Below are 14,231 nucleotides of genomic sequence, written 5' to 3'. Positions count from 1 at the left end.
CTTTTCTAAAAGATTAATTTTGGTAAAATTAAATAACTCTAAAACATCTATTAAAGCGTGTCATAATTCGTGAATAAACGTAAATAAGATACCGCCGATCATCGCTGTTCCCAGTTCCTCGGTTGATTCATATTCGTCAATAAACAATTTTACAAAATATTCATCTGACTGGGCAACGCTATAAAATAATTTAAATTTCTTTACAGTCAAATTCTGAAATATAGGGTTTAATACTATATATTCCCTGCGATCGCCAGTACAACTTGATCAGATTATGTCGCAGGGAGTTATAAAAAAATAATTAAAAATTAATTATTTTCTATGCCATCTATGAATTATGAAGGTAAATTGCGGAGTTTACGTCCAGGCGATCGCCTCAATTATCACGGCATCGAATGGCGTGTTATAGAATATAACACCTATAAAGACCGCTATGGTTATGAAACAGAAGAATGGTTATTGCAATGGGAGGCTCGTAAAAAATACTATTTGTTGCGAGAAATTGATCCTCAAAATCCTGAGTCGGCAGTGAATTGGTATCTAGCAGAGCCAATTAAGAACGCTAAAATTTACCTACCCGATTCTCAAAATAACATTACTAACCAGCTATGGCACGATATGCAGCATCAAGAAATGCCTTACCCAGAATTAAAAATGTTTGGGAAAGTCTATTTTTTTGAGTCAGGCACTAAAGGAACTTATGAAGAGGGTAAGGATGAAACTTCGCGTATTACTTGGGATTATTGGGATACGACACATGAAGCCAACCTAGCTTTAGAAGCATGGCAAAATGGTGACTTGCACATTTATTCTACTAAGCTTGTAAACATAAAAGCATTTTCTATAGCTCATAAAAATCTCCAAAATTCTTGGTGGCTACGCGCCTTACGAGTGTCATTAGGAACAGCAGGTTTACTTTTATTACTTGTGGGATGTTCAATGTTGATTTTTGGATAGAAAAATATGGCATCTTTATTTATTGAACAGCATATTAATGGCATCGCTTTTTATATCAATGGCGATTTGCAATTTGATACTGCTGACGAAGCTATATATCATGAATATCTCGTTATTCCGGCACTGACATTAGCTATAGAAAGATTTCCTAATCAAAATTTAAAAGTTTTAATTTGTGGTGGTGGTGACGGTTTAGCAGCCAGAGAAGTATTGAGATTTTCGCAAGTCAGTCATATTGATTTAGTTGATTACAGCCACGAAGTTATTGAATTAGGTAAAACAACCTTTGAACCTTACAATGCTGGGAGTTTAGAAAGTGATAAACTTACAATTTATCTGCAAGATGCTTTTGATTTTATCTCAGAAGTACCATCAAGTTCTTATCACGCAGTTATTTGTGATTTCACCTATCCTACTCGCGCAGAAGATACTAAAATTTATAGTCAGGAATGGTTTCAAAATGTTAATTTAGCAGTGCAATCAGGCGGAATTGTTGCTACTAATGGCGTTTCCCCTGAAAATCGGGCTACTGGCTTTTGGTGCTTATATCAAACTATATTAGCATCGGGATTAATTGCCAAGCCTTTACAATTATCTATTCCTTCATTTCGTCATAACGGTTATGGCAATTGGGGCTTTTTTTTAGCATCGCAAACAGCAATAAGTAAAGCAGAACTATCAAGTATAGATTTACCCGATAATTTACAAGTTTTGAATATTGAAGAATTGCTATCTGCGTTTAAATTTGATAGTGCGATCGCGAATCTGCGTCATCATGTAAATATTCACTCATTAAAATGCCCGCAACTATTTTATTATCTCCTTAATTCCACCTCAATTATCGCAGAAAATGCTCCGACTGAGTTAAATGCAGAAGTTAATTTTCTCGATATTCAAGAGCAAGGAAACGGCAAGATAGGCACAAGAGATTGGTTAGAATTAGAATCAACTGCTCAAGCTTGGCTGGAACAATTTAACTCAGCAAATAGAACATCAACTAACTCTATAGATATTAATAAACTTATCCCAATTCAACATCGCTACCATAGCCCCCAGATGCGGACAGAATGGTTAGCTTATATCAAGCGATTATTAGGAGAAATAGACTTACAACGTTTACTAAATAGTTTATTATCAAGAGCGCAAGAGCTACCGCCCCATATTGCTGCTGAATTAAAGCAATTATCTCATAAAATTCGCTCAGGTGAACCGATATCAAATCTTTCTAGCAGTACCAGCCAATTTTTACTGCTACTATCAGCTACATTAATAATGGCAAATTTAGTAATTCCAGATGCAGTTTTTGGTAAAGGATATTATGGCAGTTCTAGTAGTAGTAGTAGTAATAGTAGTGATAGCTATGAAGCAGATTATACCCCCATTATTTTAAACGCTCAACAATCAACAGGTTTAAGTTTTATGGGACTAGGCTCATTATTTTTAGTTTTATTTGGTCTAACCTTTATAGATTGGACTAACTCAAATGATGAATAATATCACCAATATAAAATTAAGTTGCGATCAAGATCAGCTAAATACTTCATTAATAATTCGGCAGTTAAATCTGGCTGAAAAATGTTTATGGGACTCTTTAGTGCAATCGCTACCAACTAATTGCTTTATGCAGTCTTGGGCGTGGGGAGATTTTAAAGAATTAGAAGGGTATCAAACTTTTAGATATGGTTTATTTGCTGATAACACTCTAGTTGGTGGAGCTATTTTTTATTTCTATACTCATGCAAGTCAAGCTAATTTATTAATAGCACCTGGAGCGCCAATTTTAACGCCACCATACTTGGAATCAGGTATGCAGTTATTACTGAGAAAAGCAGAGGAGTTAGCTAAAAAATTAGGTGCTATAGCATTACGGATAGAACCATTATGGACTAAAAAACCGGATTACTTATCAAATTTTGTACGTGCGCCTGTTGATTTATTACCCTCAGAAACTCTCCTAATTGATTTAGAAGTTTCTGAAGCAGAAATGTTAGCTGCTATGAAGCAAAAAGGGCGCTATAACTTGCGACTGAGTTGGCGCTATGGCGTAGAAACGGAATTTACAACTAATCCGCAAGCTATTCCAGTATTTTACGATATTTTTTGGGAAACAGTAAAACGACAACAATTTTTTGGTGAACCATACTGCTTTTTTATTAACCTTTGCCAAACCTTATTTCAAGCAAATATGGCAGAGATAGGTTTAGCTAAATGGCAAGGGGAAATATTAGCAGCAATTTTAGTAGTTTATTGTGGAAACCGCGCTACTTACCTTTATGGTGGACGTAGTTTTGAACACCCGCAAGTTAGGGCAACCTACGCTTTACATTGGGCAGCAATGCAACAAGCAAAACAGCGAGGTTGTACTATTTACGATTTGTATGGTTTTACTCGTGAACCCAAACATAGCTATGCTAAATTTTCTCAATTTAAAAGCCAATTTGGAGGAATACCTGTTACTACTATTGGCGCACAGGATTACTTTTTTTATGACCAACTAGCAGATACTTTAATTAATTTATTTAAAAATATTGGAGGAAATGAGACATGAGCCAATGGTTATATAATGGATTAATACAATCAGGGGTAATTATTTTAGAAATAACTGTAGGTTTTGGTTTGTTTTGGCTAGGGCAACTAGCTTACCAAAAGTTATTTCGTCGGATAAACTTAAATGTAGAATTATTTGTCAAAGATAATCCCGCCGTAGCTATTTCTTTGGTAGGTTATTATCTAGGAATTGTGATTGCTTTAGGTGGTGTTTTAGGTCAACCTGCGGACACATGGCAGGAAAAATTACTTAATTTAGCAAGTTATGGCGCAACAGTAATTTTATTTATGTTAGCAGGTGCATGGATAGGCGATCGCCTAATTTTACGCCACTGTGACACAGCTAGAGAAGTATTAGAAGAACGTAATGTTGGCGCTGCTGCTGTTGAAGCCGGAAATCACATTGCTAACGGCTTAATTATTAATGCTGCCTTAGCCGGAGATAGCGGCGGTTGGTTGGTTGGATTAGTATGTTGGCTGATTGGATTAGCTGTATTAGTTTTAGTTAGTCATATTTACCCGCGTGTTATTGCTTATAATGTCTTTAACGAAATTGCACAGCGTAATAATGCGGCTGCGGGAGTAGCATTAGCAGGTTTATTAATTGGTACAGGTAATATTGCCCGTGTAGCTTTTAGTCCAGATTTTCAAGACTGGTTTACCAGTTTTACTCAATATGGATTAACGCTACTATTTTGCTTAGGATCATTAGTAATTATTCGCTGGCTAGCAGATTTATTATTAGTGCCAGGAGTTAAAATTTCTGATGAGATTGTACATCAAGAAGTACCCAATTTAGGTGCTGGTTTAATTGAAGCATTTGCTTATATTGCTGCTTCTTTTTTAATTGCTTGGGCGTTTTAATCATATCAAAGTTGAGGAAAATTAAATAAACTTAACCCATTATTTTTAAATAATGCCATTTTTCTTGCTCATTATTTGCACTTAGTTTAAGGGTAAGTAGATTAGCTAAGTTTTGGGCTTTTATTAAATTATTTTCTTGATAATCACAAACATGAATATCAATACAAATTTTTTTATGTTCAGGCCACAAATGTAAAGCTACATGAGATTCTGATAGTAAGATAACGGCGGATATTCCTTGTGGCTGAAATTCTACAGATACTTCACCCATTGGCTGCATATTTGCGCTTAAAGCAGCATTCCTTAATAAGCTGATAAAATCTTGTTGAGATAAATTTAACACAGCATCAGATATTGTCAATATTGCTGATAAATGATGAGAAATAATTACGACTGTCACTTTATCTTATTTTTTGTTTCTCGTTATTTGTACTTTTCTTGATTTATTAATACAGTTAATCTTGATGTTAAAAAGTCATTAAAGAAGCGAGTGCCATCAGCAATAAAAAAAGTTCATTTTGCTTGAATTTATTCTTGATGGCAATTTCATTTTTCCCATCTTTCCAACAAGACAGAAATTTTCTCTACGGCTATGGGTAACATCTAGACTAAGCGTGCGCTCCTTATTTCCCTAGTCGGTAGTTCTGATGGTGAGAACTTGCGGCGGGGTAGAATCGGGAGGATAAATAAAATCTAGCTGTACATTTTTGCGATCGCCTGCTGTCATATTCAATTTTACTAAAGGTTCTAAGATCTGACCCCTTGGTTGCCATAAATGCACGTAGCGATTTACTTGTTGCCCTTGGTCGTTTTTATATCGCAACCTCACACTACCTCGAAACCAGGGAAAACCAAAAGATGGGTTGCGGAAAATTAAACCCCCCCGACTTAACCGTTCTTCTTTTAATGGCGTTGACAAAGTTAAACTCACCGTTTGCGTTTGCTTAGTTGGATTTTTTAGAGGTAAATTAATATTGTATTCGACACCATAATTCCCATGAGATTCATAAGCTGTATCTGGGTATCGTACTAGCATTTTTGCCGATTGATTTTGATTAGTTCCTAAAGTGCCACTCCGCAAAGTGGCGATCGCATAAGATACAGCGAGGCCTGGTTGAGAGATAGTAAAATCATTAGCATTGGGAGGATCAACTAAGACAGCATTCCATCTTGAACCCTGCGCCACGCCAGCAACACGACTGTAAATTAATTGACCGCCAATTTGCTCTGGCGGAGTAGGAACTTTATCTCGCGGAGTCGCTAAAGAACCAGTATTTAAAAGTGTTTGCCATTCTGTTAAATTGGGAGCGCGTTCCGTACCATCAGAGTTTACTTTTGCAAACATAGCTAAACTAGCAGTGTAAACTTTACCACTACTACGAAGTCGCATCAAAGTAGAACGACCATTTTGTTTCTTTTCCACATCTCGCACGGGCATAGGAAGATTCATTAACATCCGACTTTGACGGGGCGGAATAATTATTAAAGATGGAAAATCTGCTTGTCTCTTACCTTGGAGAACATCATGCACTGCGCGATCTCCAGGGCCAGCATAAACGGTGTTATTAGAATTTTCGACATAGTACGGTAACTTAATATAGGTTGAATCTTGAGTTAAATAACTCGCTGCTTGCAAAACGTTGACTGTTACAGACCGCGAACTGGGATTATGTAAAATTACTCCTAAATAAAAAGTTTTGAGATTGGGCGGATTGATAGTTTGATGGTGAACAAATAAATCAAATCTTCCTTGGAAAGGAAAATTGAGGTGTGCTTGGGGAGAAGATTTTCCAGTGTCAGGAAAAGTAGATAATAAAATCCCTTCATTTTTCAACCATTCTGGACTATTACTATTAAACATAGGAATTGAATCCAATTGCCCAGGTAAAGGTCGCACAGCATGGTCTTGTACTATAATCTCTGGTGTTGGTTTTGGTACTGGTGCGTTGTCCTGGGCTATAGCTAAAGGTTCAAGAGAATTAAGGTACACAAATAACCCGTAGCCACTTATACCAAAAATAGTCAGGATACTTAGATAAAAAATTGGGCGTTTTTTCGTCATGCTAATGCAGTTGTTTAAATTATATTGATGTTTATAGTTAAAACTTTAGTTCTCACTACAAACGGGTTTAGTTTGATACTTCATCAGCGTATCCCACATTCCGCACTTCAATTTGAATTATCAAGACCCACATAATTAATTATCAGCCAATATTTTTTTGTTGAATGATGAAACATCTGAATAAATGCTAGTGTTTCTTCAAAAAAAACTTGTTAATTTTGATTTGTTTTTTTTAAATTAAGTAATCACAAAAGAGTTTTAAGTGATTTTTCAGGACAAATTTCTTAAAGTTTTGGCAAATTAAGAGGGGTTCTGAAGTGGATACTCAATGGATGAAGACCAATGTTTTAGTCATCGGTGGTGGTACTGCTGGAACGATGGCAGCTATCAAGGCAAAACAGGCAAATCCTGACACAGAGGTGCTGATTTTAGAAAAAGCGAATATCCGTCACAGTGGGGCGATCGCAATGAGTATGGATGGTGTCAATACAGCCGTCATTCCTGGTAATTCTACCCCAGAGCAATAGACCACCATTGTAAAGAGTATTTAAGTTATACATAAACGTATACATAAACGTATACATCATTCTTCTAAGCTAGTTAGGTAGCGATACAAACTCGTGGGTGGAGAGTAATGATTTCAGATAATTCTCTTATAGTAGCAAAAAAAGAGCAGGTTTCGTCAGCTTTGGCAGGAGAAGCAGTAATCCTCAACCTCGAATCTGGGGTTTATTACGGATTGAATCCTGTCGGTGCTAGTATTTGGAATTTAATTCAGAAATCTACCTCTGTCAGGGAAATTAGGGACGCAATTCTAGAGGAGTACAACGTCGATTTCGATCAATGCGATCGCGACGTTAAAGCCTTGCTCGAACAACTACAGGATCAAGGAATGATTGAGGTGCAACATGAAACGGCTGCGTAAGTTCCTTAGCTTATCCTCAAGCGATCGCAACCTTCTCATTCAAACCGCCGTTTTACTCTCAGGAATCCGTTTGGGATTGCGGTTTCTGTCATTCCCCACCTTGCGGCGAATTTTAGACAAAATCTCAAAAACTGCGTTAAACTCAACTCAAACTTATGAATTTACCCTAAATAGAGTTGTCTGGGCAGTGGATATAGTAAGCAAATATATGCCTGGTGGCGTTAAGTGTCTGGCTCGTGCCTTAGCCACACAAGTGTTACTAGCTCGGCGGGGTTATCTAGTTGAACTCCAGATTGGTGTTGCCAAAAACGAAGCAGGACAGTTAGAAGCTCACGCCTGGATTGAAAGCCAAGACAAAGTTGTCATAGGTAATTTAAAAGACCTTGGGCGTTTTACTCGCCTCGCCACTCTGGAAGGGCAAAGACCATGAGTGCGATCGCGGGAATCTACTACCTTGATAATAGACAAGTAGACCGCGCCGATCTGGTCAAGATGACCGATATTCTCGCTCATCGAGGACCTGATGGCTCAAATGTGTGGACTAAGGGAGCGATCGGTATAGGGCATCGAATGCTTTGGACAACTCCAGAATCACTGCTGGAAACACTTCCTTTGGTTAACGAAACTGGCGAGTTAGTTATCACAGCAGATGCCCGAATTGATAATCGAGATGAATTAATTGAAGCTTTAGAACTTACACAGCGCCCTGCTGAAAAAATTACAGATACTGAATTAATATTAGCTGCTTACGAACGATGGGGTGAAGAATGCCCAAAACATCTTTTAGGTGATTTTGCCTTTGCAATTTGGGATGGACGCAAGCAAGAACTCTTCTGTGCTAGAGACCATTTTGGGGTTAAACCATTTTATTATTACTGCTCTGATAAAACCTTTATTTTTGCTACAGAAATAAAAGCTATATTTTGCCTATCTGAAGTTCCCAATCAAATCAACGAGATAAGAATTGCCGATTATTTAGTATCAAATTTTGATGACAAAACGATAACTTCTTACCAAGATATTCTACGGCTTCCTCCTGCCCATAGGATGATAGTAAGCCACATAGGTAAACAGTTAGAACCTTATTGGTGTCTCGATCCAACTCGTGAAATCCGTTTAACCTCCAACGAAGAATATGCAGAAAAGTTCTTAGAATTATTAACGGAGGCAGTAAGGTGTCGGCTTCGTAGCGCTTTTCCTATAGGGTCAGCATTGAGCGGTGGGTTAGACTCTTCTTTTATTAGTTGTATAGCAAGAGATATTCTTAATGAGGATGGAACAAAAAAGTTACACACTTTCTCAGCAATCTTTGATAAACTACCTCAGTGTGACGAGCGTCCTTACATTAATGCAGTTTTAAATCAAGGTGGTTTCGAGCCGCACTATATTTATGGAGATGAAAGTAGTCCACTAGAGAATATAAAAGATATTTTTTGGCATCAGGACGAAGCATTTTTTGCCCCTAATTTATCTATGACTTGGAGTATCCAAGAAACCATACAAAAGCAGGGCGTTCGTATTCAGTTAGAAGGGTTTGATGGTGATAGCACCGTTTCTTACGGTTTCGGATATTTACATGAACTCGCACAAGAAAGACGCTGGTTAGCTTTAGCAATACAAATCAGAGGGCTAGCAAGAAGTTACAACGAATCAGCTGGGAAATTACTATGGCCTTATTTATGGGCATACGGGTTAAAACCAAAAATTTCTAATTCTCCAGTTTTCAACCTAGGGCAGCGACTGTGGCGAGTGCTACTCCGGGGTCTTTTCAAGGGAAGCTCTCAATCTACTGAGCAACCTACCTGGAGTAAAATTTTTAACCCTGAATTCATTGAACGGATTGGTTTTTCAGAGCGTTACCGTACACTGCAACTCGCTCAACGTGATGCTCGAACTGCAAGGAAAGAGCACTACCATACCCTAAATAATGGCCTTCTACCTTTTGCGCTTGAAGTATTGGACAAGGTTTCTGGAGCATACGGTATTGAAACCCGTTATCCTTTTTGGGACAAGCGGTTGGTAGAGTTTTGTCTGGCTTTACCTGCCGAGCAGAAACTTGATCAAGGGTGGAGCAGAATTGTGATGCGCCGTGCTATGACTGCTATTCTTCCTGCCAAAGTGCAGTGGCGGCGTGACAAATCGAATTTCCTTCCAAATCTATGCCACGGTTTACTCAATCGAGATCGAGAATGCCTAAATGATCTGATTTTAGGCGATCCAAACTCGCTCGAAAAGTATGTAAATATTACTGCCTTGCACGAGATTTATCATCAATTTATCTCTCAAAAATCTCTAGCTGCACCGCAGGATATATACACAATTTGGAAGGTTACATCTTTGACTCTGTGGTTGCAATATAAAGAGTCAAAACAGCTTAATAAGAAAGAAGTAAAGGGGGTGATAACTATGTAAGTATAAAATAATAAAAGCGATTATAGTTGATTAAATTCGCTTTTTCTACCAAGGAAACAAATGGTAAACTTAGAACAATCAGTTCTATTCAACCTTAAAAGGACACAAAAAATGAGTTCCGCTAAAAAAGAGTACACGATGCCCGCTCTAACGATTTATGGCAACTTGGAAGTTTTGACACAAGGAGGTAAGGATGGAGAACAGTTAGATGCTAGCTTTCCCGTTAATACTCCGAAAGGAAAGTTAACATTTTCATAATCAGGAGCACATAACTTAAGTGTATACCTATGAAGCCTATAATTTAGGTATCCACTCTGATTTACCTCTGCCACAGCTACTAGCTGTGGCAGAGGCGAACCCAGATGTGGTTATCAAGATTGGAAAAATAAATTCGTTTTCACAACAGCCTAACGAACAAAAAACTTTCTACCGTTTAACAGCACAAGAAGCTTATCTTTTCTGGGATGTGGTCGGGGGATTTCTCGTACGTCAAGGCAGAGAAATTATCATTGACCCACTCTCCGATGTTGAAGAGCAATTGGTTCGTCTTCCCCTGCTAGGCGCTGTTCTCGCAGTGCTGCTATATCAACGAAAATTTCTCGTACTGCATTCAAGTGCTGTTGAAGTCAATGGTAGTGCGATCGCTTTTGTGGGAAATTCAGGATGGGGTAAATCAACAATGGCTGCAACTATGTATGCCAGAGGACACAAAACGCTCGCAGATGATGTGGTTGCGATAGATATTAGCGACCCCAAAAATCCTACCGTCGTTCCTGGTTTTCCACAAATTAAGCTTTGGCCAGAGGCAGTAGTTGCTTCACTAGGAGAAAATCCAGAAACACTACCTCAGATTAATTCTCAAGTTGAAAAACGTGCTCGTCATACCCGTGATAGGTTTGCCCAAACGGCCCTTCCACTCAAGCGTGTTTATGTCCTTGGTCAAAGCGCAACCCCAACCCTGAGACGGCTTCCACTACAAGAAGGATTATTAAAAACGATCAGTAGCTCCTATTTAGCGATGGGTGAATTTGGTCAACAATTTCTCCAAGGTGCGGAAGCGTCTTTACATCTGCATCAATGTACAAACCTTGCTCAAAACGTACCTATTTATAGCCTAGAACGACCTAGCTCTCTAGAATTATTACCTGCATTAGCGCAGTTAGTAGAAGAAGATCTTGCCAATGAAGTGTCTTTGGTTAATGGCTAAAAAGAATTTTAAGAAACTATTGTGAATTAAGTCAAAAATATTCTTACGTTTTATGCAGAGAAAGCCTCCACAAAGAGAGAAAACACTTGGTAGCAAAGTATCTGCTGTATTATCTGTCTTACTCGACTTGCCACAGACTTTACGCTTAGTTTGGTCATCCAGCAGATGGTGGATGGTACTTTGGGCTGTATTGCTTTTTATTCAAGGGCTTTTACCAGTTGCCACAGTATACCTGACCAAGCTGCTAGTAGATAGCTTAGTTGCTGCTACTAAGCTTGATATTCCTAGCCAAGGGTTTAGCCTGATACTGTTGCCCGCTGTGTTGATGGCAGGAGTTTTATTGCTAACAGAACTGCTTCAAAGCGTTCTGGGTTGGACGCGAACCATGCAATCTGAGCTAATTCAAGATTACATAAGCGTCTTAGTGCATGAAAAATCAGTTGCTGTGGATCTAGCCTTTTATGAGACCCCAGAATATCACGATAAGCTTCACCAAGCTCGCGATCAAGCTAGCAGTCGTTATCTAGCATTGTTAGAAAGTACTGGCAGTTTATTTCAAAACAGCATTACTTTTTTGGCTATGGCGACGGTGCTGCTACCTTATGGTGCTTGGTTGCCGCTGATTTTGTTACTGAGTACGTTGCCAGCATTTTACATTGTGGTAATTTTTAATCGGCGGTACCATCAATGGTCGCAGAAAGCAACAACCGACCGACGCTGGACAGAGTACTATGATGTAGTCCTTACCCATAGTGCGGTCGCTGCGGAACTGCGGTTGTTCGATTTAGGTCCTCACTTTCAGTCAGCTTATCAAGTTTTACGAAAAAAGTTGCGTAGGGAGCGCCTGAATCTGCTCAAACAACAGAGTTTAGCTAAATTAGGTGCTGCACTAATTGCTCTTGGCGTTTCTGGTGCTCCTATGGCGTGGATGCTTTGGAAGGCATTGCAGGGATTAATTGGTTTAGGCGACCTTGCTCTCTTCTATCAAGCCTTTAATCAAGGTCAGAACTTAATGCGTACTCTCCTAGGTAATTTAGGGGAAATTTATAATAACAAACTATTTTTAGCTAATTTATTTGAATTTTTGAGCCTCCAGTCACACATTGTAGATCCCCTCGAACCTGTTCGAGTGCCATCTCCAGTGAAACAAGGTATTTGCTTGCGACGGATTAGTTTCAGTTACCCTGGAAGCGATCGCCCAGTTCTGAAAGACTTTAATCTTACCATTCCAGCAGGTCAGATTGTAGCGATAGTAGGCGACAATGGCGCTGGTAAAAGCACGTTAAGTAAGCTGCTTTGCCGTTTTTACGATCCCACGGCTGGGCAAATAGAACTTGATGGAATTGATATTCGTAACTTTCGACTAAAAGATCTTCGACGGCTGTTTACAGTATTATTTCAGTACCCAATTCCCTATGAAGCAACTGCTGCTGACAATATTGCTATGGGATCTCTAGACTCCCAACCTAGTTTAGCTGAGATTGAGGCGGCGGCTCAAGGGGCTGGCGCTCATGAAACGATCGAGCGCTTACCTCATGGTTACGACACAATGTTAGGAAAATCTTTTGCCCAGGGAGTGGAACTCAGCGGCGGAGAACGGCAGAGGGTTGCCCTAGCACGGGCATTTCTGAGAAACGCCCCTATTATTATTCTAGATGAGCCAACAAGCGCGATGGACTCCTGGGCAGAAGCAGAATGGCTAGAACGTTTTAGAAGCCTCGCCAAAGGTCGCACAACTGTTGTTATTACCCATCGTTTTACCTTAGCGATGCGTGCCGATATCATTCACGTCATGCGGAAAGGCGAGATTGTAGAATCTGGCAATCATCATGAATTGCTAGAGAAAGGAGGTCTTTACTCCCAATCTTGGAAAGCCCAAACGGAAGCAGGCGATCGCCCTTCAGTTATTAGCAACCTACCTTGATAATTTATTGATTTTCTGTTCTAGTGTTCCTTAAGCGATTATCTGGAACAAAGTCTCAAGAAACAGGTATTGGAAATGAACCAAAAAGTAGTAGAGAAGATTATTGATACGAAGGCTCCCATAGCTAAAAACCGAGCCGAAATTGAACTACTTTTGTGTTGTTCTCGAACCTGCATCACTGCTGAAGTTGCAGAGCGAATTACAAATCTAGTTCAAGACAACCTTAACTGGACGTATTTGCTCGAAACCGCCCAACGGCATCGGGTAATGCCACTGCTGCATCAAAACTTAAACGTTGTTTGCCCAGAAGCGGTTCCCCAAGGCATTCGCCATCAGTTGCGAATCTCTTTTCAACTTAATACTATACACAACTTATTCCTAACCGAAGAACTGCTCAGACTTGTAGAGCTATTTGCCGCGCACAACATTCCGGCTATCCCCTTTAAAGGACCTACCTTGGCTGTTTATGCTTACGGGGATCTTGGATTTCGGCAGTGCTCAGATTTAGATATCGTTGTACACAAGCAAGATATTTTCAAAGCAAAAGATCTGCTGGTGGCTCAGGGGTACCAAAACCTATACGAGATGAGTAGCTCTCAAGAAGCCGAGCGTCTTCGACAGGATCATGAATACGATCTTGTCCACAAAAACGGTAAGGTAGCTGTAGATTTGCATTGGGGGTTTACTCAAATAGATATTCCCTTTCCGCTAAATCCTAAATACCTATGGCAACGCCTTCAGCCAATCACCTTAGCAGGAAAAACAATTCCTAATGCCGCACCAGAAGATTTACTTCTAATCCTCTGCGTTAATGGCTCCAAGGAATGTTGGCAAAGCTTAAATCGAATCTGCGATATTGCTGAACTGATTCGCAACCATCCCGAGTTAAATTGGGAACAGGCGATCGAACAAGCTCGCCAGCTAGGCAGCCAGCGAATGTTAATTATTGCTCTATTGTTAGCGAAAGACCTTTTAGGAACTGTTCTTCCAGAATCAGTTCAAACCTATATGCAATTTGACTTAGTAGCACAAAATCTGGCGCAACAAGTAAAAAACAGCATTTTCTCTGATGTGGCTTATCCCTTAGAAAATGTTGAAAGAGCTACTTTTATGATTAATATGAGAGAGCGTTTTATCGATAAAGCGTCTTCCATGTTCAATCGTATCAATATGTCTGGTTGGATGGATCCAACTCATAACGATAAAGAATTTATTTCACTACCAACAAAATTTTCACCATTATATTACTTGTTGCGACCCATCCGAGTTTTAAAAAAATACTACAGGTTGATCAAAAATCTTCAGTAAAATTAGAAAAAATTATAACGATTTA

At 39.2% G+C, this 14,231-nt stretch carries 13 protein-coding genes and 1 pseudogene; 12 read left to right on the top strand and 2 right to left on the bottom strand.

Features of this window, described 5'->3' with window-relative positions; translation table 11 throughout:
- Window positions 1-321 precede the first annotated feature (321 nt).
- The 4 genes from CRI9333_RS21100 to CRI9333_RS21085 are packed head-to-tail and all read left to right on the top strand — an operon-like array spanning window position 322 to window position 4,368.
- The gene (locus tag CRI9333_RS21100; protein ID WP_041226151.1) at window positions 322-957 is read left to right on the top strand and encodes a DUF4178 domain-containing protein; all 636 of its coding nucleotides are present in this window, start codon (window positions 322-324) and stop codon (window positions 955-957) included.
- A 6-nt stretch (window positions 958-963) separates the two neighbouring features.
- Window positions 964-2,451, top strand: coding sequence for a spermine/spermidine synthase domain-containing protein (locus CRI9333_RS21095; RefSeq protein ID WP_015205186.1), 1,488 nt, complete (start codon window positions 964-966; stop codon window positions 2,449-2,451).
- Window positions 2,441-3,505 (top strand): lipid II:glycine glycyltransferase FemX, encoded by a 1,065-nt coding sequence (locus tag CRI9333_RS21090; RefSeq protein ID WP_015205185.1) that lies wholly within the window; start codon window positions 2,441-2,443, stop codon window positions 3,503-3,505. The genes CRI9333_RS21095 and CRI9333_RS21090 overlap by 11 nt, the downstream gene beginning before the upstream one ends.
- Complete coding sequence (locus tag CRI9333_RS21085; RefSeq protein ID WP_015205184.1) at window positions 3,502-4,368, top strand: DUF350 domain-containing protein; 867 nt, start codon at window positions 3,502-3,504, stop codon at window positions 4,366-4,368. Before CRI9333_RS21090 ends, CRI9333_RS21085 begins: the two co-directional genes overlap by 4 nt.
- A gap of 31 nt (window positions 4,369-4,399) precedes the next feature.
- On the opposite strand, the gene CRI9333_RS21080 is transcribed toward CRI9333_RS21085, so the two are convergent.
- Window positions 4,400-4,768, bottom strand: coding sequence for an S-adenosylmethionine decarboxylase family protein (locus tag CRI9333_RS21080; protein ID WP_015205183.1), 369 nt, complete (start codon window positions 4,766-4,768; stop codon window positions 4,400-4,402).
- 231 nt (window positions 4,769-4,999) lie between these two features.
- On the bottom strand, window positions 5,000-6,430 hold the full coding sequence (locus tag CRI9333_RS21075) for a DUF3370 domain-containing protein (protein WP_015205182.1): 1,431 nt from the start codon (window positions 6,428-6,430) through the stop codon (window positions 5,000-5,002).
- Between the two features lie 332 nt (window positions 6,431-6,762).
- Here CRI9333_RS21075 and CRI9333_RS21070 point away from each other — a divergent pair.
- The 8 genes and pseudogenes from CRI9333_RS21070 to CRI9333_RS21035 form a co-directional block, all read left to right on the top strand.
- Window positions 6,763-6,954 (top strand): annotated as a pseudogene (locus tag CRI9333_RS21070) (FAD-binding protein); the annotation flags it as partial.
- A gap of 110 nt (window positions 6,955-7,064) precedes the next feature.
- A complete protein-coding gene (locus CRI9333_RS21065; RefSeq protein WP_015205180.1) occupies window positions 7,065-7,355 on the top strand; it encodes a PqqD family protein in 291 nt (96 codons plus the stop codon).
- Window positions 7,339-7,785 (top strand): lasso peptide biosynthesis B2 protein, encoded by a 447-nt coding sequence (locus CRI9333_RS21060; protein ID WP_015205179.1) that lies wholly within the window; start codon window positions 7,339-7,341, stop codon window positions 7,783-7,785. Before CRI9333_RS21065 ends, CRI9333_RS21060 begins: the two co-directional genes overlap by 17 nt.
- Complete coding sequence (locus CRI9333_RS21055; protein WP_015205178.1) at window positions 7,782-9,767, top strand: lasso peptide isopeptide bond-forming cyclase; 1,986 nt, start codon at window positions 7,782-7,784, stop codon at window positions 9,765-9,767. The genes CRI9333_RS21060 and CRI9333_RS21055 overlap by 4 nt, the downstream gene beginning before the upstream one ends.
- Before the next feature lie 111 nt (window positions 9,768-9,878).
- A complete protein-coding gene (locus CRI9333_RS21050) occupies window positions 9,879-10,025 on the top strand; it encodes a hypothetical protein (RefSeq protein WP_157462363.1) in 147 nt (48 codons plus the stop codon).
- Between the two features lie 19 nt (window positions 10,026-10,044).
- Complete coding sequence (locus tag CRI9333_RS21045) at window positions 10,045-10,974, top strand: Hpr(Ser) kinase/phosphatase (protein ID WP_015205176.1); 930 nt, start codon at window positions 10,045-10,047, stop codon at window positions 10,972-10,974.
- Window positions 10,975-11,026: 52 nt separating this feature from the next.
- A complete protein-coding gene (locus CRI9333_RS21040) occupies window positions 11,027-12,898 on the top strand; it encodes an ABC transporter ATP-binding protein (protein ID WP_015205175.1) in 1,872 nt (623 codons plus the stop codon).
- Window positions 12,899-12,973: 75 nt separating this feature from the next.
- On the top strand, window positions 12,974-14,206 hold the full coding sequence (locus CRI9333_RS21035; RefSeq protein ID WP_015205174.1) for a nucleotidyltransferase domain-containing protein: 1,233 nt from the start codon (window positions 12,974-12,976) through the stop codon (window positions 14,204-14,206).
- Window positions 14,207-14,231: the final 25 nt, after the last annotated feature.

It is taken from the genome of Crinalium epipsammum PCC 9333, from assembly GCF_000317495.1.
Taxonomy (GTDB): Bacteria; Cyanobacteriota; Cyanobacteriia; order Cyanobacteriales; family PCC-9333; genus Crinalium; species Crinalium epipsammum.
Note: the sequence above shows the minus strand (reverse complement) of the source record. Positions and strands in the feature narration are given on the sequence as shown.